The sequence below is a fragment of the Pseudomonas sp. RW407 genome, assembly GCF_003176655.1.
Taxonomy (GTDB): domain Bacteria; phylum Pseudomonadota; class Gammaproteobacteria; order Pseudomonadales; family Pseudomonadaceae; genus Pseudomonas; species Pseudomonas delhiensis.
Window position 1 is genome coordinate 883,054 of record NZ_QGSL01000091.1, and the last position, 18,549, is coordinate 901,602.

15 protein-coding genes, 2 tRNA genes and 1 rRNA gene are annotated in these 18,549 nt (G+C 65.8%); 14 read left to right on the plus strand and 4 right to left on the minus strand.

Annotated features, from left to right (window positions below):
* The first annotated feature begins 11 nt into the window (after positions 1-11).
* The 8 genes from DK254_RS16440 (at position 12) to DK254_RS16475 (ending at position 7,301) form a co-directional block, all read left to right on the plus strand.
* Positions 12-857, plus strand: coding sequence for a VOC family protein (locus DK254_RS16440; protein WP_109934602.1), 846 nt, complete (start codon positions 12-14; stop codon positions 855-857).
* Entirely contained in the window at positions 857-2,017 is a 1,161-nt protein-coding gene (locus DK254_RS16445; protein WP_109934603.1) for an FAD-dependent monooxygenase, read from the plus strand. Before DK254_RS16440 ends, DK254_RS16445 begins: the two co-directional genes overlap by 1 nt.
* Entirely contained in the window at positions 2,014-2,472 is a 459-nt protein-coding gene (locus DK254_RS16450; protein WP_109934604.1) for a thioesterase family protein, read from the plus strand. The genes DK254_RS16445 and DK254_RS16450 overlap by 4 nt, the downstream gene beginning before the upstream one ends.
* Positions 2,469-3,248 carry an aspartate/glutamate racemase family protein gene (locus tag DK254_RS16455; protein ID WP_109934605.1) on the plus strand — a complete coding sequence of 260 codons (780 nt, stop codon included), beginning with the start codon at positions 2,469-2,471 and terminating at the stop codon, positions 3,246-3,248. Before DK254_RS16450 ends, DK254_RS16455 begins: the two co-directional genes overlap by 4 nt.
* Positions 3,241-4,425 carry an acetyl-CoA C-acyltransferase gene (locus DK254_RS16460; protein WP_109934606.1) on the plus strand — a complete coding sequence of 395 codons (1,185 nt, stop codon included), beginning with the start codon at positions 3,241-3,243 and terminating at the stop codon, positions 4,423-4,425. The genes DK254_RS16455 and DK254_RS16460 overlap by 8 nt, the downstream gene beginning before the upstream one ends.
* Before the next feature lie 120 nt (positions 4,426-4,545).
* Positions 4,546-5,457 (plus strand): SMP-30/gluconolactonase/LRE family protein, encoded by a 912-nt coding sequence (locus DK254_RS16465; RefSeq protein WP_109934607.1) that lies wholly within the window; start codon positions 4,546-4,548, stop codon positions 5,455-5,457.
* Positions 5,458-5,628: 171 nt separating this feature from the next.
* On the plus strand, positions 5,629-6,783 hold the full coding sequence (locus DK254_RS16470) for an OmpP1/FadL family transporter (protein ID WP_109934608.1): 1,155 nt from the start codon (positions 5,629-5,631) through the stop codon (positions 6,781-6,783).
* Between the two features lie 308 nt (positions 6,784-7,091).
* Positions 7,092-7,301: a DUF6434 domain-containing protein gene (locus DK254_RS16475; RefSeq protein WP_109934609.1), complete on the plus strand. Its 210-nt coding sequence runs from the start codon at positions 7,092-7,094 to the stop codon at positions 7,299-7,301.
* Between the two features lie 59 nt (positions 7,302-7,360).
* On the opposite strand, the gene DK254_RS16480 is transcribed toward DK254_RS16475, so the two are convergent.
* Positions 7,361-7,582: a DUF1654 domain-containing protein gene (locus DK254_RS16480; protein ID WP_089391266.1), complete on the minus strand. Its 222-nt coding sequence runs from the start codon at positions 7,580-7,582 to the stop codon at positions 7,361-7,363.
* Between the two features lie 320 nt (positions 7,583-7,902).
* On the opposite strand from DK254_RS16480, the gene DK254_RS16485 reads away from it, so the two are divergent.
* Positions 7,903-8,685 (plus strand): alpha/beta fold hydrolase, encoded by a 783-nt coding sequence (locus tag DK254_RS16485; protein ID WP_109934610.1) that lies wholly within the window; start codon positions 7,903-7,905, stop codon positions 8,683-8,685.
* Positions 8,686-8,872: 187 nt separating this feature from the next.
* Positions 8,873-9,523: a cell wall hydrolase gene (locus DK254_RS16490; RefSeq protein ID WP_109934611.1), complete on the plus strand. Its 651-nt coding sequence runs from the start codon at positions 8,873-8,875 to the stop codon at positions 9,521-9,523.
* 322 nt (positions 9,524-9,845) lie between these two features.
* Here DK254_RS16490 and DK254_RS16495 read toward each other — a convergent pair whose 3' ends face one another.
* The 3 genes from DK254_RS16495 to DK254_RS16505 form a co-directional block, all read right to left on the minus strand.
* Positions 9,846-12,020, minus strand: coding sequence for a TonB-dependent siderophore receptor (locus tag DK254_RS16495; protein WP_109934612.1), 2,175 nt, complete (start codon positions 12,018-12,020; stop codon positions 9,846-9,848).
* A gap of 594 nt (positions 12,021-12,614) precedes the next feature.
* Positions 12,615-13,028 carry an energy transducer TonB gene (locus DK254_RS16500; protein WP_109934613.1) on the minus strand — a complete coding sequence of 138 codons (414 nt, stop codon included), beginning with the start codon at positions 13,026-13,028 and terminating at the stop codon, positions 12,615-12,617.
* Between the two features lie 81 nt (positions 13,029-13,109).
* Complete coding sequence (locus DK254_RS16505; protein ID WP_109934614.1) at positions 13,110-14,819, minus strand: amidase; 1,710 nt, start codon at positions 14,817-14,819, stop codon at positions 13,110-13,112.
* Between the two features lie 236 nt (positions 14,820-15,055).
* Here DK254_RS16505 and DK254_RS16510 point away from each other — a divergent pair, with 236 nt between their 5' ends.
* From DK254_RS16510 to DK254_RS16525, 4 genes are all read left to right on the plus strand, one after another.
* Entirely contained in the window at positions 15,056-15,709 is a 654-nt protein-coding gene (locus DK254_RS16510; protein WP_109934615.1) for an alpha/beta hydrolase, read from the plus strand.
* 839 nt (positions 15,710-16,548) lie between these two features.
* Positions 16,549-18,085, plus strand: a 16S ribosomal RNA gene (locus DK254_RS16515).
* Between the two features lie 80 nt (positions 18,086-18,165).
* A tRNA-Ile gene (locus tag DK254_RS16520) sits at positions 18,166-18,242 on the plus strand.
* A 15-nt stretch (positions 18,243-18,257) separates the two neighbouring features.
* Positions 18,258-18,333, plus strand: a tRNA-Ala gene (locus DK254_RS16525).
* Positions 18,334-18,549: the final 216 nt, after the last annotated feature.

Here is an 18,549-nt window from a genome sequence, read left to right on the forward strand (position 1 = left end):
GAGTACGTCAGATGGCAACCGATCAGCCCGTCCTCAAGGGCGTCCACCATAGCGCCAGGCCGACCTGGAAACTGCGGGAAACCGTCGAGTTCTACCGGGACAAGCTGGGCCTGCCCCTGGTCCACGCCATATCGGCGCGCGGCTGGGGCCCGTCCAACCACCCCGATTTCCTGCACTTCTTCTTCGACAGCGGCAACCACAGCACCATCGCCTTCTTCTACTACATCAACACCGAGCAGCCGGACTACACCCGGCCGGTGGCGGACTACCGCTACGAGGCGACCCACACCGCCTGGCGCGTGGACACCCGCGAAGAGCTGCTGCAATGGCGCGACCGCCTGGAAAGCCAGGGCATCCCGCTGATCTTCCAGATCCGCCACGAGCTGATCGAGTCGATCTACTTCAACGACCCGAACGGCTATTACCTGGAGATCACCATCCAGGAGCGCCCCATGGACGCCCTGGATGCGCAGGACGCCACCCGCACCCTCGAGGCCGCCATGGCCCTCGAGGATGGCCTGAGGGCCGGGGAGACCGGCTTCACCAGCATCGACCAGGTCTGGCTGGCCAAGGCCAACGGGATCGACCCCGGCTGCACGGAAGGTGTCGCCCTGTTCGTGCTGGATGCGCCGGAGTTCCGCCCCCTGCTCGAGGCCGCCGGGCAGGCCCCGGAGTTCAGCGTCGAGAACCTGGACAACGGCTACTGGAAGATCAGCACCGAAGACGCGCTGGTCTTCGAGCGCAAGAAGCTGGGCTTCGTGCCAGCACTATGGAATGCCGCGCTGACCGGCGGCTTCGTCGGCGAGGTGACCGAGTTCGATCGCTATCGGCTGCAGATCAGCCGCGGAGAGCAGTGATGAAGGTGGCAATCGTCGGCGGGGGCCCGTCCGGCCTCTACCTCGGCCTGTTGCTCAAGCGTGGCGCGCCGCAGTGGCAGGTGGAAGTCATCGAGCAGAATGCGGCGGACGCGACCTTCGGCTTCGGCGTGGTGCTGGCCGATACCGGCCTGCAGCAGCTGCGCGATGCGGACGTCGCTTCCTACGAGGCGCTCTGTGCCGCCACCACGCAACACGAGCACCAGGTGATAGTGCAGGCGGAAACGCCGATCGACATCCGCCTCCCGGTGAAGGGAGGCGCGATTCCCAGGCTCCGGCTGCTGCAGATCCTCGAACAACAGGCGGAGGAGGCCGGGGTGGTGGTGCACTACCGGCAGCGTATCGACGGCACGGCCGATCTCGCCCGGCTGGGGCTGGACGACGCGGATGTGGTGGTCGGCGCCGATGGCGTCAACTCGGTGATCCGCCGGGAGTTCGAGCAGGCCTTCGGCACCACCACCAGCACTCTGGGCAACCACTTCGCCTGGTACGGCACGCCGAAAGTCTTCGACGCCTCGGCACTGGTGTTCCGCAAGTACGAAGGCGGGCATTTCGTCGCGCACTACTACGCCTACAGCGACGAGATGAGCACCTTCGTCGCCGAGTGCGACGACGCCACCTGGCAGCGCCTGAACCTCGGCAGCCTCAGCGATGCGCAGCGCCTGGCGCTGATGGAGAAGATCTTCGCGCCCGAGCTGGAGGGGGCCCCGCTGATGGATGGCGACGCCCGTGTCGTGTGGCGCCAGTTCCCGGTCATTCGCAACGCCCGCTGGGCCCATGGCCGCCATGTGCTGGTGGGCGACGCCCTGGCGAGCGCGCACTTCTCCATCGGCTCCGGCACGCGCATCGCGATGAACGACTCCATCGCCCTGGCGCGGGCGCTGCTGGGGTGCGGCGAGGACGCCCTGGCGGGCCTGGCCGCCTACGAGCGCAACCACAAGCCCAGCAAGCAGAAGCTTATCCTGGCGTCCGAGCGTTCCTACCTCTGGTACGAGCGCATGGCGCAGTGGATGGACAGCTACTCGCCCGAGGAATTCGTCTACCGCTTCATGACCCGCACCGGCCGGGTGGATGACCAGCGGCTGCGGCGCGAGTACCCGGAGCTGATGGCCCGCCTGGGCAAGACCGGGAGCGCGGCATGAACGAGAGCATCGAGGTCGTCGTCGGCCATTCGCCCTTCACGGTGCGGCGGACCGTGCGCTGGATCGATTGCGACCCCGCCGGGGTCGCCTTCACCGGCCGTTTCAGCGAGTACCTGATCGGCGCGGTCATGCACTTCTACCGCCATATCGGCTGGGGCCCGGGGGCGGCGGGCGAGGGGAACGTCGGCCTGCCCTGCAAGCACATGGCGCTGACCTTCCACGTGAGCCTGCCGCCAGACGCGGTGGTCGACATCCGCATCCAGGTGGGTGTCATACGCGAACGCAGCTTCGACCTGCTGGCCCATGCCCACCTGCCCGACGGCAGGCTGGCTTTCGAGGGCGTCTTCTCGCCGGTCTGCATCGCGCCGGCGGAACGCCGCGGCGTAAGTGTCCCGCAGGCATTGCGCGAGGTTCTGCAGCAACACCAGATTTCTGCCGAAGGGGTTCGTCCATGACCGCTACCTATCGAATTGGCCAGATCGTGCCCAGTTCCAACACCACGATGGAGACGGAAATCCCGGCGATGCTCGGTGCCCGCCAGCTGGTCCGTCCCGAGCGCTTCACCTTCCATTCCAGCCGGATGCGCATGCACAAGGTCACCCGCGAAGAGCTGGAGGCGATGAACCGCGAGGCCCTGCGCTGCGCCGCCGAGCTGGCGGATGCGCGGGTGGATGTCATGAGCACGGCCTGCCTGGTGGCGATCATGGCCATGGGCAACGGCTACCACCGCCAGGTCCAGCAGGAGCTGACCGCGATCGCCCGGGCCAACCATTGCCAGGCACCGGTGATGACTTCGGCGGGGGCGCTGGTCGAGGGGCTGAAGCTCATGGGCGCGCGGAGGGTCTCGCTGCTCGCGCCCTACATGCGCTCGCTGTGCGACCGCGTGGTGGAATACATCGAGAGCGAGGGCATCGAGGTCGTCGATTCGATCGCCTTCGAGATTCCGGACAACCTGGAGGTCGGCAGGCGCGATCCCGCACTGCTGCTCGAGGACGTGAAGCAGCTCGATACCCGGGGCGTCGACGTGGTGGTGCTGTCGGCCTGCGTGCAGATGCAGTCGCTGCCGTCTATCCAGTTGGCCGAGGAGGCCCTGGGCATCCCGGTGACTTCGACGGCCGTGTGCACGGTGCGGCGGATGCTCGACCACCTGGGGCTGGAGCCCTTCGTACCGGGCGCCGGCGCCTTGCTGTCCGGGCGCTACCCGGCGCGGGCGGGAGCGGACCATGCGTGAGGCGCTGATCGTCTCCACCGCGCGCACGCCCATCGGCAAGGCCATGCGCGGGGCCCTGAACGACGTCAAGTCGCCCAGCCTGATGGGGCATGCTCTGCGCCATGCAGTCGAACGTGCTGGCGTCGAGCCGAACCTGATCGACGACGTGGTGATCGGCACCGTCCTGGCCGCCGGCACGGCTGGCTCCAACCTGGCCCGCAACGCGGTGTTCGCCGCCGGGCTGCCGCTGTCGGTGAGCGGCCAGACGCTGGACCGCCAATGCTCCTCGGGGCTGATGGCGATCGCCACGGCTGCCAAGCAGATCATCGTCGATGGCATGGACGTGGTCGCCGCCGGCGGGCAGGAGAACATTTCCGCCGTGCAGCAGCGCTACTTCCAGTGGGTTGCCGACGAGCAGGACGGCGCGGTCGTCCAGGCGGCTCCCCATGCCTACATGCCCATGCTGCAGACGGCCGAGTTCGTCGCGTGCAAGTACGGCATCCCGCGGGAGGCGCAGGACGAATTCGCCTTCGCCTCGCAGATGCGCACCGCGCGTGCGCAGGAGCAGGGGCTGTTCCGCGAGGAGATAGTGCCCGTCAGCGCCTTCCAGCGGGTGGTCGACAAGGCCTCCGGCGTCACCCGCCTGCAGGCGGTGGAGTTGCGGCAGGACGAAGGCAACCGGCCGGATACCACCCTGGCGGGCCTGTCGAGCCTGGCGCCGGTGCTGGAAGGTGGCAGCGTCACGGCCGGCAACGCGAGCCAGCTGTCCGACGGCGCCAGCGCCTGCGTCCTGGCGGACCGGCGCTTCGCCGAGCGGCACGGCCTGCAACCCCTGGGCATCTACCGCGGCATGGCGGTGGCCGGGCTGGCGCCCGAAGAGATGGGCATCGGCCCGCTGCTCGCCGTTCCCAAGCTGCTCAAGCGGCACGGCCTGCGCATCCGGGACATCGACCTGTGGGAGCTCAACGAGGCCTTCGCCTGCCAGGCCCTGTACTGCCAGCGCCAGCTCGGCATCGACCCCGAGCTGTGCAACGTCAACGGCGGGGCCATCGCCATCGGCCATCCCTATGGCATGACCGGCGCCCGCCAGGTCGGCCATGCGCTGCTCGAAGGCCGGCGCCGCAAGGCGCGCTACGTGGTGGTGTCGATGTGCGTCGGTGGCGGCATGGGCGCCGCCGGGCTGTTCGAGATCGCCTGACCCGGCCGGTAGGCGCCACCGGGACAGGATGTCCGAACGGCGCTCAAGCGTGCACCGAAGGCTCTGCTCAACCCCGGGGCCTTCCTCGATAAAACACAAACAACGAAGGTGGTATGCGAAATGTCGGTAGAACAAAAACAACACCAACTGAACGTGCTCACCAGCGGCCTGTACTTCGGTGAAAGCCCGCGCTGGCGGGACGGCACGCTGTACATCTCGGACATGCTGGGCAAGAAGGTGTACGCGATCGATGCCGCCGGCAACAAGACGGTCATCGCCGAGATGCCGAACAAGCCCAATGGCCTGGGCTTCCTGCCCAATGGCGAGCTGATCCTCAGCTCCATGCACGACACCCGGTTGTACCGCTACACCCCTGAAGGCCTCGAGCTCTACGCGGACCTGTCCGACGTGTATACCGGCTATGTCGGCGACATGGTCATCGACCAGAGCGGGCGCATCTATGTCGACGACGTCGGCGCACGGGTCTTCGAGGGCGAGGGCCTGAAGCCGGGCCGCATCGTGATCGTCGAGCCCAATGGCGAAATCTCGGTGGGAGTGGAGGACTGCAACTTCCCCAATGGCATCGTGATCACGCCTGACCAGAAGACCCTGGTCTTCGTGGAGACCTTCGTCGAGCGCATCAGCGCGGTCGATATCGTCGATGGCCGCCTGGAGAACCGCCGTGTCCTGCTGGACATGACCCAGGTGTTCCCCAGCGCCGACGACCGCGCCCACAAGCGCGGCTGCATCGACGGGGTGTCCATCGACGCCGAAGGCGGCATCTGGCTGAGCATGCTGCGCGCGGAGCAGTTCATGCGCATCGACAGCCAGGGCGTGATCACCGACCGCATCACGATGCCGGGCTACGAGTGCATCGCCAGCACCCTGGGTGGGGAGGACGGCAAGACGCTGTTCCTCGTCGCCACCAAGGTCGATGGCGACAACATCTTCGATGCCATGGTCAACCTGCGCACCGAAACCACGATCTTCACCACCCGCGTGGCCGTCGGCAAGGGCGCAGGCCGTCCCTGACCCCCGCTTTTCGAGCGTGAGGCGGGCTCTCGGTTAGGGCCTGTCCTCTTTTTACACCCCGCGAACCCCGCCAATGGCGCCTGCCGCGACGCAGGCGCCAGGGGTTCGGCTTGCCCGCAAGCGGGCGATGCGGTGTCGACCTGAGCAAAACAAATACAAGGAGTCAGGGTCATGAGTGGGTCTGTTCGAGTTTTTCTTGCGTGCCTGGCGATCTTCTCGGCCCAGGCGGAGGCCTCCAACGGGCCGCAGTACGCCGGTTACGGCGTGCAGGCCATGGGCATGGGCGGGGCGGGCATCGCCAACCCCACCGACGCGCTGGCGGCGGTCAACAACCCGGCCGGCATGGGCGCCGTCGGCTCGCGGGTGGACGGCAGCCTGACGGCAACGGCCGGGCAATTGCGCTCGGACGTGCATGGCGCGAAGAACAGCGACGATGTCCTGGTGTTCGTCCCGGGGTTCGGCGCCAACTACCAGTACCGCCCGGATATCACCCTCGGCCTTTCGGTGTCCGGATATGGCGCGGGCATCGACTACGGCAAACCCATCCCGGCCTTCGGGACATCCAACGTGAAGTCCGAACTGGCCCAGGTGCTGGTCGCGCCCACGGCCACCTATGAGTTCCAGCCCGGGCACTATTTCGGGCTGTCGCTCAAGCTCGGTTACGAAAGCCTGATGCTGCACGGCCTGGAGAACTTCGGCGCGACCAACGACCGGGACCATGCCCTGGGCGCCGGCCTGGGCATCGGCTACCTGGGAACGCTCGCACCGGGCCTGCGCCTGGGCCTCACTTACTCGTCGCCCGTCTGGTTCCAGAAGCTCGACGCCCATGAGGACATCATCCCCGCCGGGCGCCTGAACATGCCGCAGCAGGCGGGCCTGGGGCTGGCCTATGACCTGGGCGCCTGGACCTTCGCCTTCGACTACCTGTGGATCGACTGGAGCCGCGAGCGCGCCCTGTCCAACTCACTGACCGAAGGCGGAGCGCCGGGCGCCGGCAATGGCCCGGGCTTTGGCTGGCGCGACCAGAACGTCTTCCGCTTCGGGGTGAACTACAGGTACAGCGAGCGCCTTCAGCTGCGCACGGGGGTCTCCCTGGCCAATCACCAGGTCCCCGACCGGGAGGCCACGCTGATCTCCATTGCGCCGTGCAACCAGCCCAAGAGCGCCCACCTGGGCTTCACCTACCAGTTGTCCGACGAGCTCGAGGTGAGCGGCGCCTACATGTACGACTTCCGCCACATCACCAGGGGAACAGGCGCGAGCGAGGGCGTGGAAGCCGGTGGGGAACTGCACATGCTGACAGTTGGCTTCGGCTACAGGTTCTAACGATCCGCTTCGTTTCATGGACATCGGTGGATCGCACCGATGAACAGGAAGACCGCCGGCAGGAGGCCGGCGGGGCGACGCAACCCACCAGGTTCGACGCTGGAAACCATGCCAGGCCGGCATGTCATCGCCCGGTGCCACGACCGCCGGGCGATGCTCTTCGCCTTCATCGGGGCCCTACCACAAGCGGGGCTTTTCTCATGCCATCCGAGCAACGCATATCGCCCCTGGCGCGGTACGGAGCCTGGCTGGCCACGCCACATCATGGCAGGCTGGTTCCCTTCATGCCGCAACCAGGGAGTGGCCCCATGAGCTTCGATTGGCACAGCCAGCCGATCACCCGGCAGACCCCGGTCGACCCGGGCTACCGCAACACCCAGAACGTCCGCCGCTTCCTGCGCGAGCAGTGCGGCGAGGGCTTCCGTTTCGATCGCGCCTTCATGGCCTGGATACGCAGCGGCGCCCCGGCGACCATGGGCGAGGTGGTGGACGAATGGCTGCGGCGGCGCGGCCCGTAAAAGGCTGCCGCAGGAGAGCTGCCCGGCGATAACCGACCTGGTCTGCCGCAGTACCCGGCTCAGTCCAGCCAGCTGTGCCAGGCCAGGCGCACCGCGCCGTCGCGCAGCGGCAGTACGGTGAGGTTGTCCGTGCCGCGCAGTTCCGTCAGCACCCGTTCCCAGGCCTTGGCGTCGTCGCCGGGGACGCGCTGCAGGGTCAGGCCGGGGCGCTGGCGGGCGTCATGGGCGGCGATCTGGGCGTTAACACGGGCAGCGAGTTGCTGGTAGGTGTCGGCGTGCATGGTGTCCCCCTGGTGTCTGGGAAGTGGCTGACGGGTACTGTGGAAAATACTGTATGCACATACAGTATTCCTGTAAAGCCTCTCCTGCGACGAAGGGATGGCCGGCATGGGCGGCGTCTACATCGCTGGTGCGGTGCCGGGGATGGCGAAATGCACCAGGGTGGTGACGTGGCTATCGGAAGCGGGAACAGCCAGCCGCTCTGGATCGAAGGCGCTCCCGGGTTGCATTCTTCCCGCCGACGGCCTAAAAGCGTGTCCCTTCAGCATGCCGCCGCTCCCGAGCGGCGGCCGGGTTCGGACGAAAAGAGGAAGCCAGCGCCATGAAAGCGGTCAGCACCCGCGAACACTGGATCGATACCCCGCACGGCCGGCTCTTCGCCCGGCGCTGGACGCCGGCCGGGGTCGCCGTGGCGGCGCCCATCGTGCTGTTCCACGATTCCCTGGGCTGTGTGGCGCTGTGGCGGGAGTTCCCCGGGCAACTGGCCCGGGCCAGCGGGCGCGAGGTGATCGCCTATGACCGCCTGGGCTTCGGCCAGTCCGATGCCCATCCGGTGCTGCTGTCGCGGGGTTTCGTCGAGGACGAGGCGCAGCAGGGCTTCGCCGCGCTGCGCGAGCAACTGGGCCTGGAGCGTTTCGTCGCCTTCGGCCACAGCGTCGGTGGCGGCATGGCGGTGGGCTGCGCGGCGGCCTTCGGCCCGGCCTGCGAGGCGCTGGTGCTGGAGTCGGCCCAGGCCTTCGTCGAGGATCGCACCCTGGAAGGTATCCGTGCCGCCGAGCGTGACTTCGCCCGGCCGGGCGAACTGGATCGCCTGGCGAAATACCATGGCGACAAGGCCCACTGGGTGCTGCGGGCCTGGGTGGATACCTGGCTGTCGCCGGCCTTCGCCGACTGGAACCTGGATGCCCAGCTGGCGCGCCTGCAATGCCCGCTGCTGTGCCTGCACGGCGAGCAGGACGAGTTCGGCTCGGCCCGCCACCCCGAGCGCTTCGTCGCCCACGCCGCCGGACCAGCCAGCATGAAGCTGCTGGCGGACTGCGGCCACGTTCCGCATCGGCAGAAGGCCGACGAGGTGTTGGCGCAGGTGTGCGCCTTCCTGGGTTGAGGAACCTGCCTACCGTCGCCCCAGAGCCTTCGCGAGCCCCCGCCGTTGCGTTACAGGCCGCGCCAGCCGCGGGCTGCGGCGAAATCAATGGGAATGATCGGGGCATGGGGCGGTCTACAGACCGTATGCAGCCGGCCAACTGCCGCGAATCGTCGCGGCGCGTCAGGTGTCGGCGAGCGAGGTCGATATGCGTTGGACAGTCAGGGTAGCGTGCATCGTCGCCTTGCTGTTCGGCGCCCCGGCATTCGCCGGGCCGGCCGCTCAGAAGGCCGCGGTGGCGGAGAACAAGGCCGAGGTGCTCGAGGAACAGGCGGCCGAGCAGGGGGCGTCCGGGACGGCCGCCCAGGTCAAGCCCATCACCCGCAGTGAGGCCCGCGCCGTGGACCCGGCCGGGGAGGCGCCGCTGGACGACGCCATCACCTGCCTGGCCCGCTCCGTCTACTGGGAGGCCAAGGGCGCCTCGCGCGGGGACATGGAAGCGGTGGCCAACGTGGTGATGAACCGGGTGGCCAGCAAGGACTTCCCGGACACCGTCTGCGCCGTGGTCAAGCAGGGCTCGGAGAAGAAGAGCTGCCAGTTCTCCTGGTGGTGCGACGGGCGTCCCGACCAGGTGGTGGAGGAAAAACGCTACGACCTGGCCCGCGACATCGCCCGCCAGGCGCTCAACCGCCAACTGCGCGACCGTACCGATGGCGCGCTGTACTTCCACGACCGCCATGTCAGGCCGTCCTGGGCGAGAACCTACCTGAGGACGGCGCGCACCGAGCACTTCCTGTTCTACAAGCCGCGCCTGGACGGCGAGCCGATAGCTCGCCGCGGGGCAGGGCGGCGGCCGTGAACGGGAGCGGCGGTGATGCCGGGGAGCGGAGTTTGTCTGCGATAGCCGGAGGTATCGGCGTGATTCGCGGATAAGATCCGCTCCTACGCCGCCATTCCCATGTAGGAGCGCGCCCTGCGCGCGAATCGCGGGCAGGGCCCGCTCCTACAGGGAGGCACGGTGCAAGGGGCCAAACCGTAGGAGCGGATCTTATCCGCGATCCGGCCGGCAGGCCGGCGTGTATCGCTGACCGCGGATCAGGGTACGAGCGAGCACGGCCTCTCGTAGGCGCGAGCAAGCTCGCGCCTACGAAGAGCAGCCTGCAAGACATTTGCTCCTGGCGTTACATGGAGTACTTGACGCTGAACATCAGGTTGCGCGGCTCGCCGTAGTTCAGGTTGCCGAAGCTGATGCCGCTGTAATAGTACTTGTCGAAGATGTTGTTGAAGTTGACGCGGGTGTCGATGTTCTCGCTGACCCTGTAGCCGAGCATGGCGTCGACCACGGTGTAGCCGCCCTGCTGGAAGCCGGTCTCGTTGTCCTCGGTCTTGCTCTGGGTGGTCAGGTTGCCGCCCACGCGCCACTTGTGCAGGTCGCCCGGCAGGTTGTAGGTGGTGGCCAGCTTGAACAGGTGGCGCGGCTTGCTCGGGTCGAAGGGCTTGCCGACGTTGGATTCATCGGCGTCGTGCTTGTACTTGGCGTCGACGTAGGTGTAGCCCGCCATCGCCTGCCAGTTGTCGGTCAACGCGCCGCTCAGCTCCATGTCCACGCCCTGGCTGCGCACCTTGCCGGAAGCGCGCTGGCAGTAGTCGAAGGAGCTGGGGTTGGCCGGGCACGGGTTGGGGCTGCTGGTGTCGTCGGTGGCGCGGTTTTCCTGGTCCACCTGGAACAGCGCGATCTGCGAGTTCAGCGCACCGCCGAAGTGCTCGCCCTTCAGGCCGATCTCGTAGTTCTTGCCGGTGATGGGGGTGAGCACGTTGCCGCTGGCGTCCAGCGTGTCCTGCGGTTTGAAGATGTCGGTGTAGCTGGCGTAGACCGAGTAGGTTTCGTTGAGGTCGTAGATCACCCCGGCGTAGCGGGTGACCTTGCGGGTGACCTTGAACACGTCGGTGTCGCCGTGGGCGTCGGCCTCGTACCAGTCCAGGCGGCCGCCGAGGATGACCTTCAGCGGGTCGGCGATGTTCAGGCGGGTGGTGACGTAGGTGCCTTTCTGCTCCTGGTCGAGCTTCATGCCCCACAGGTTCATGTCGATGTTCGGCTTGAGGGTCGAGGTCGGGTCCCACTGGGTCGGGTCCATCGCGCCCAGGGGCGTGCCGTCCTTCTTGAACAGGTCGCCCCAGCCGCCGTGGCCGTCGAAGCGTTCCTGGCGGTAGCTGGCGCCCACCACCAGCTCGTGCTCGCGGCCCAGCAGCTGGAAGGGGCCGTTGGCGAAGGCGTCGTAGCTGTCGTGGTCGTCGGTGTAGTCGTACTTGCCGGCGCCCTGGGTCATGGTCGGGCAGTCCTGGGTGTAGTAGCAGCTGTTGTACAGGCCGAGCATGTTGATGCGCGCCCATAGCTTGTCGGCCGCCAGCTTCATCTGCCAGCCGTTGTCGAAGCGGTGCGTCAGGTCGCTGAACAGGTGGGTGGTCTTGGTATCCCAGTAGGACCAGTCGGCGCCGTAGTAGTCGGAGCGCTTGAGGTCCAGGTGGCGGCCGCCCAGCGGGGCGGGCAGGCCCACCCAGTTGTCGTTGCGGTTGTCGTCCTGGTAGGAGGCGCCGATGGCCAGGGTGGTGTCCGGGCTCAGGTCGGCCTCGGTGATGCCGTAGAGCACGCCGCGCTCGCTGCTGACGTAGTCCTGGAAGCTGTCCTTGGTCTGGTAGGCCATCACGGCGCGGCCGCGGAGGGTGCCTTCGCTGTTCAGCGGGCCGGAGACGTCGGCCTCGCTGCGGTAGCGGTCCCAGGTGCCGGCGCTGCCTTCCAGGCTCATGTGGAAGTCCTGGGTCGGGCGCTTGCGCACCATGTTGATGGCCGCCGCCGGGTTGCCGGCGCCCTGCATCAGGCCGGTGGCGCCGCGCACCACTTCGACGCGGTCGAACATCGCAAGGTCCGCCGCGGAGATCACGTCCTGGGTGTAGGTGGAGATGCTGGTGGGCAGGCCGTCGTACATGATGTTGTCGACGTCGAAGCCGCGCGAGGCATAGCTCACCCGCGCCGGGCCGTACTGCTGCACGGTCAGGCCGGTAACGCCCTTCACCGCGTCGTTGAGGTCGTTCATGCCCTGGTCGTCCATGCGCTGGCGCGTCACCACGCTGACCGACTGCGGCGTCTCGCGGATCGACATGGGGATCTTGGTCGAGGTGCGCATGGCCTTGGTGGTGTAGGAACCACTGCCTTCGGTGGTGGCGGCCGCGGCGGCGTCCTGGGTGCCGAGCACCTCGGTGGCGCCGAGGTCCACGCGGTCATCCTTGGCCGCGGCCTGGATAGCCAGGGGGAGGGTGGAGAGGCCTAGCAGCAGGGCGCTGGATACTACTTGTCTCATTTTGCAGGGTCCTGGTCGGATGAAAGCCGCATGAGGCCGTGGCAGGGGCCGGCTGCGATTCTTGTTTACGTAGGAAATCGGAGAGGGATTTCTCCGTCGGCAAAATGGTATGTAAGGGTAAATATGTTGTAAATAAAAATAATTAGCATTTACAAATAATCACCGAGCAGTTCCTGAGAGGGGCGTTTCCGGCGACGGATAATCGCGGACGGAGTCCGCTCCTACGCCACCGGCTGGCAGCGCTCTTCGTGGGATGGGCTGAGCCTTGGCGAAACCCATGCGGCCATGGCGATGGGAGGAGCCCTGTAGGAGCGCGCCCTGCGCGCGATTCGCGGGCAGGGCCCGCTCCTACAGATCACTGTGAGGCACGGTAGCTCTCGCATCCGTAGGAGCGGACTCCGTCCGCGATTGGCCCCGGCCGCGCGAACCGCCGGGCATCGGTGTTCCGGATGGCGGCGGATAACCGCGAACGGTTATTCGCCCTACGCGCGAGCCTGGTAGGCGTGTCAGAGGCGTGATGTTCCCTGCGACCGGGCTTTCATTTCTGGCTGAAGGGGAACGTCGTAGGCGCTTGGCGTGGGGCAGGGCGGCTGCTCAGAGCAAGGTCGCGCGTGGCCTGGCGAGCTCGAAGCGATACTCGGTGCGGAACTTGACGGGCGTGTCTTTCAGCGGGGCCGATACGCCGGACACATGAGCTCTCAGCGCGGCGCGCCTGACTGCCTCGGCGAGTTGATCGTCGGGGCTCTGCACGATCTCGACGGCGGTGGGGCCCCCGGTAGCGCCGGAGAAAGCGATGTCGAAGACCACGACGCCTTCGACGCGCTGCGCCAGTGCTGCCCTGGGGTAGATGGGGTATTCGAGATAGAGATCCAGCGCCTGGCCGTCGGGCAGCATGTAGCGGGTGATGCGGTAGGGGGTATCGTCGTGATGGACCGCCGGGGCGTTCGAGCAGCCAGCGGCGAGAAGTGCGCAAAGCGTGGTCAGGGCGAGCGTCATTTTGCCGTTCATCGTCCGTTCGTCATCCTTGTTTCGATGCCGTCCCGTATCAGGCAGAGCCGACGTCTGCGCGCCGGCCCTGCCCGTGCCCCGTCAGCCTTGCGCCAGCGGCGGGGTGCGCGGCGGGATCATGCGGCGCTTGCCGGTCGACTCGAAGGCCGCGGCGTAGCGCAGCAGGGCCGAGTCGTCATAGGCGCGGCCGGCGAAGGTCAGGCCCACCGGCATGCCGATGTCCGCCATCACGCCCATGGGCACCGTCACCGTGGGCACGCCCAGGTGGCGGATGGCGAGGTTGCCGTTGGCCACCCACACGCCGTTGCTCCAGGCGATGTCGGCGGATGCCGGGTTGACGTCGGCGTCCGCCGGGCCCACGTCGGCCACGGTGGGGAAGAGCACGGCGTCGAGGCCGAGCTGGTCCATCCAGTCTTCCAGGTCGAGCTTGCGCGTCTTCTCCAGGCCGCGCAGGCCGTCGGGCAGGCTGGCGATCTGGTCCCAGGGCCTGATGCCGCGCTGGGCCATGCGCACGTATTCGTCCATGCCGGCGGCGAGGTCGCCCTCGCGGTTGGGCAGGGTGCCGGGGTCGTGGGGGAAGATCAGCTCGCCCTGCACGTCGGCCAGGCGGTTCAGCCTGGGATCGCCGTTGGCCCGCAGGAAATCGTCGAAGGCCCAGCCGCTGAGTTCCCAGAGTTCGTCGTGGAGGAACTGCTCGGACACCAGGCCGCGGTTGAACACGGTAGGCGCGCCGGGGCGGTCGCCCTCACAGTTGGAGACCAGCGGGAAGTCCACCTCGACCACTTCGGCGCCGGCCGCCTCCAGGGCCTTGCGGGCTTGCTCCCAGAGGGCGATCACCGAGGGCCGGGTATCGATGCGTTGCCCGGTGGGGCCGCCGATGCCGGGGTGCTCGCTGGTGCCGGCCGCGTCATCCTTGTTGATGAACATGCGTGGCACGCCGAGGCGCTTGCCGGCCAGGGCATCGGCCTTGGCGGCCAGTTCCAGGTAGGAGGCCGGACGTACCGAGGCGACGCCGGGGATCGGCACCCAGGGCTGCAGGCGCCACAGGTCGCCGCGCTTGTCGGCATCCTCGGCCACCACCACGTCCAGCACTTCCAGCAGGTCGGCCATGGTCCGGGCGTAGGGCACCACCACGTCCATGGTCGGCGTCAGCGGCCAGTTGCCACGCACCGAGATCACCCCGCGCGAGGGGGTATAGGCGCACAGGCCGTTGTTCGAGGCCGGGCCGCGGCCGCTGGACCAGGTCTCCTCGGCCAGGCCGAAGGCGGAGAAGCTGGCCGCGGTGGCCGTGCCCGCGCCGTTGGACGAGCCGGAGGCGAAGGGCGCAGTGAGGTAGGCGGCGTTGTAGGGGCTTTCGGCGCGGCCGTAGACGCCGCGCTGCATGCCACCGTTGGCCATGGGCGGCATGTTGGTCTTGCCCAGGCAGATGGCGCCGGCGGCGCGCAGGCGCTCGATGGTGAAGGCGTCGCGGTAGGCTACCAGGTCCTTGAAGGCGGGGCTGCCGGAGGCCGCGGTCAGGCCTTTCACCAGGTAGCTGTCCTTGGCGGTGTAGGGGATGCCGTCCAGCGGGCCCAGTGTCTCGCCACGGGCGCGGCGGGCGTCGGATGCTTCGGCCTCCGCCAGCGCATCGGGGTTGCGTACCACGACCGCGTTCAGGGCGGTGGGGGTGTCGGCGCCATCGTAGGCGTCGATCCGCGCGAGATAGGCCTTGACCAGCTCGACCGCGGTGGTGCGGCCGGATTCGAGCGCGTCGCGCAGCTCGGCAATGGAAACCTCGGTTACCTCGATCATGCTGTCACCGCCGCTTGCAGGTGGGTGGTCGCGAAATCGGCTTTCATACTGTCCTCGTTCACTTCTTGTTCGCTGCCCCGGCGTCCGGGGCGGGCCGCCGGGCACCGGGCCGGGGGCAGTTGAGCAGTGTATCAGTTCGCCCGGGAGGCGGCTGGGGCCGGCGGTGGCCATCCGCTCGTGTTCCCGCGTCCACCTGCAGTACCCTGGCCGCCCGCTTTGTGAACGAGAACACCGCGATGCCCGAAGACGACCGCAACCCGTTGCTGATCGATGGCCTGGCCGGAAAGATCCAGCTGCTGATCGACGCCCCCGTCGGCCCGGCCCGTGGCGTGGCGATGATCAGCCATCCGCAACCACTGCTCGGCGGCAGCCCGCGGCACCTGGTGCCGCTGACCCTGGCGCGGCGCCTGAGCAAGGCCGGCTGGCTGGCGGTGCGGCCGAGCTTCCGCGGGGTGGACGGCACCGAGGGCGAATACGCCGAGGGCATCGGCGAGGCGCAGGACAGCCAGGCGGTGGCCGCTTACCTGCGCGAACGCTACTCGGACCTGCCGCTGGCGCTGGTGGGCTTTTCCTTCGGCGCCTACGTGTTCGCCCGCGCCGTCCGCGACCTGGCGCAGCCACCCGCGGCCACGGTACTGATGGGGTTGCCGGTGGGTACGGTGCCCGGCGGCCGCCACTACGAGCCCATGGCGCTGCCGGCGGACTGCCTGCTGCTGCACGGCGAGGCCGACGAGATGGCGCCGCTGGCCAACCTGCTGGACTGGGCGCGCCCGGAACAGCGCGCGGTGAGCCTGTTCGCCGGCGCCAACCACTTCTTCAAGGGCTGCCTGGACCGCGCGGCGGACCAGGTGCTGGCCCACCTGCGTGGTGTGGAGCGGCCGCTGGGCTGAGGTCAGCGGTCGGCCGCCGTTCACTGGGTCGGTGACACCCGTATGTCCCGAAGCGAGCCGGAGCCAATGCGCCTTTGCACGGATATGTAGATATGAGGAAGGGGAACTTGTTGCCGTAGCGCTGTCTACAGAAGCGATTCCCCCGCCTCGCCGGCATCGGGCGATGCTTCAGCGGTGGGGTGGGGGAATCAGCCCTGCGGCCCTGTTTCCCGCTGGCCCCGGCGCCTGTCGGTGGAGCTGCGGTAGACGCGCAGCAGTTCCAGTGCCAGGGCTGCCAGGCAGATGAATGCGATGATCTTGATATCCATATCCAAGGTTCCTTGGGAAAGCCGATAGAGATGTGGCGGCCGCCCGGAATCCCTCTTGGCGGTGCCGCCGGGCATGCTGCCGTGATGCCGGCGATCAGGCAAGGGGCAGGCGACCAGCTGTGCTGCAATGCCAGTGCTCTATATAGGGTGGGCGTCTGAACCGGCTTGGCCTCTGTCGAGAAACATCGTTTTGAAAGAGGGTGTTGACAGCTGTTCGGATGTCTATATAATTCGCCGCCCGTCAACTGGTAAAGCCCGTTGGGTTTTACATAAGACGCTGAATTTAAAGAAAATATTTTTTAAATTAGGTGTTGACGGAAAGAGAGGTTGCTGTAGAATGCGCGGCCTCGGTTGAGACGAAAGAATCAGCCACTGCTCTTTAACAAGTTGAATCAAGCAATTCGTGTGGGTGCTTGTGAGCTAAGACTGGTGATCGCAAGATTATCAGCATCACAAGTAACACTCGTGAATTCGAGAGTTTTTGCGATTGCTGAGCCAAGTTTAGGGTTTTCTCAAAACCCGATCAGTATTGAACTGAAGAGTTTGATCATGGCTCAGATTGAACGCTGGCGGCAGGCCTAACACATGCAAGTCGAGCGGATGAAGGGAGCTTGCTCTCTGATTCAGCGGCGGACGGGTGAGTAATGCCTAGGAATCTGCCTGGTAGTGGGGGACAACGTTCCGAAAGGGACGCTAATACCGCATACGTCCTACGGGAGAAAGTGGGGGATCTTCGGACCTCACGCTATCAGATGAGCCTAGGTCGGATTAGCTAGTAGGTGGGGTAATGGCTCACCTAGGCGACGATCCGTAACTGGTCTGAGAGGATGATCAGTCACACTGGAACTGAGACACGGTCCAGACTCCTACGGGAGGCAGCAGTGGGGAATATTGGACAATGGGCGAAAGCCTGATCCAGCCATGCCGCGTGTGTGAAGAAGGTCTTCGGATTGTAAAGCACTTTAAGTTGGGAGGAAGGGCTGCAAGTTAATACCTTGTAGTTTTGACGTTACCAACAGAATAAGCACCGGCTAACTTCGTGCCAGCAGCCGCGGTAATACGAAGGGTGCAAGCGTTAATCGGAATTACTGGGCGTAAAGCGCGCGTAGGTGGTTTGGTAAGATGGATGTGAAATCCCCGGGCTCAACCTGGGAACTGCATCCATAACTGCCTGACTAGAGTACGGTAGAGGGTGGTGGAATTTCCTGTGTAGCGGTGAAATGCGTAGATATAGGAAGGAACACCAGTGGCGAAGGCGACCACCTGGACTGATACTGACACTGAGGTGCGAAAGCGTGGGGAGCAAACAGGATTAGATACCCTGGTAGTCCACGCCGTAAACGATGTCGACTAGCCGTTGGGATCCTTGAGATCTTAGTGGCGCAGCTAACGCGATAAGTCGACCGCCTGGGGAGTACGGCCGCAAGGTTAAAACTCAAATGAATTGACGGGGGCCCGCACAAGCGGTGGAGCATGTGGTTTAATTCGAAGCAACGCGAAGAACCTTACCTGGCCTTGACATGTCCGGAATCCTGCAGAGATGCGGGAGTGCCTTCGGGAATCGGAACACAGGTGCTGCATGGCTGTCGTCAGCTCGTGTCGTGAGATGTTGGGTTAAGTCCCGTAACGAGCGCAACCCTTGTCCTTAGTTACCAGCGGGTTATGCCGGGCACTCTAAGGAGACTGCCGGTGACAAACCGGAGGAAGGTGGGGATGACGTCAAGTCATCATGGCCCTTACGGCCAGGGCTACACACGTGCTACAATGGTCGGTACAGAGGGTTGCCAAGCCGCGAGGCGGAGCTAATCCCAGAAAACCGATCGTAGTCCGGATCGCAGTCTGCAACTCGACTGCGTGAAGTCGGAATCGCTAGTAATCGTGAATCAGAATGTCACGGTGAATACGTTCCCGGGCCTTGTACACACCGCCCGTCACACCATGGGAGTGGGTTGCTCCAGAAGTAGCTAGTCTAACCTTCGGGGGGACGGTTACCACGGAGTGATTCATGACTGGGGTGAAGTCGTAACAAGGTAGCCGTAGGGGAACCTGCGGCTGGATCACCTCCTTAATCGAAGATCCCGGCTTTCTCATAAGCTCCCACACGAATTGCTTGATTCACTGGTAAGCGACGGTTAGGCAACCCTATATGGGTCTGTAGCTCAGTCGGTTAGAGCGCACCCCTGATAAGGGTGAGGTCGGCAGTTCGAATCTGCCCAGACCCACCAATCGTTGGAAAAGAGGGGGCCATAGCTCAGCTGGGAGAGCGCCTGCTTTGCACGCAGGAGGTCAGGAGTTCGATCCTCCTTGGCTCCACCATCTCCGAAATCGTCGAAAGCTCAGACATGAATGTTCAAGGTGTTGAACGAACATTGATGTCTGGTCTTTGTACCAGAACCGTTCTTTAAAAATTTGGGTATGTGATAGAAGTAGACTGAATGATCTCTTTCACTGGGGATTGTTCAAGTCAAGGTAAAATTTGCGAGTTCAAGCGCGAATTTTCGGCGAATGTCGTCTTCACGTTCGAGACGTATG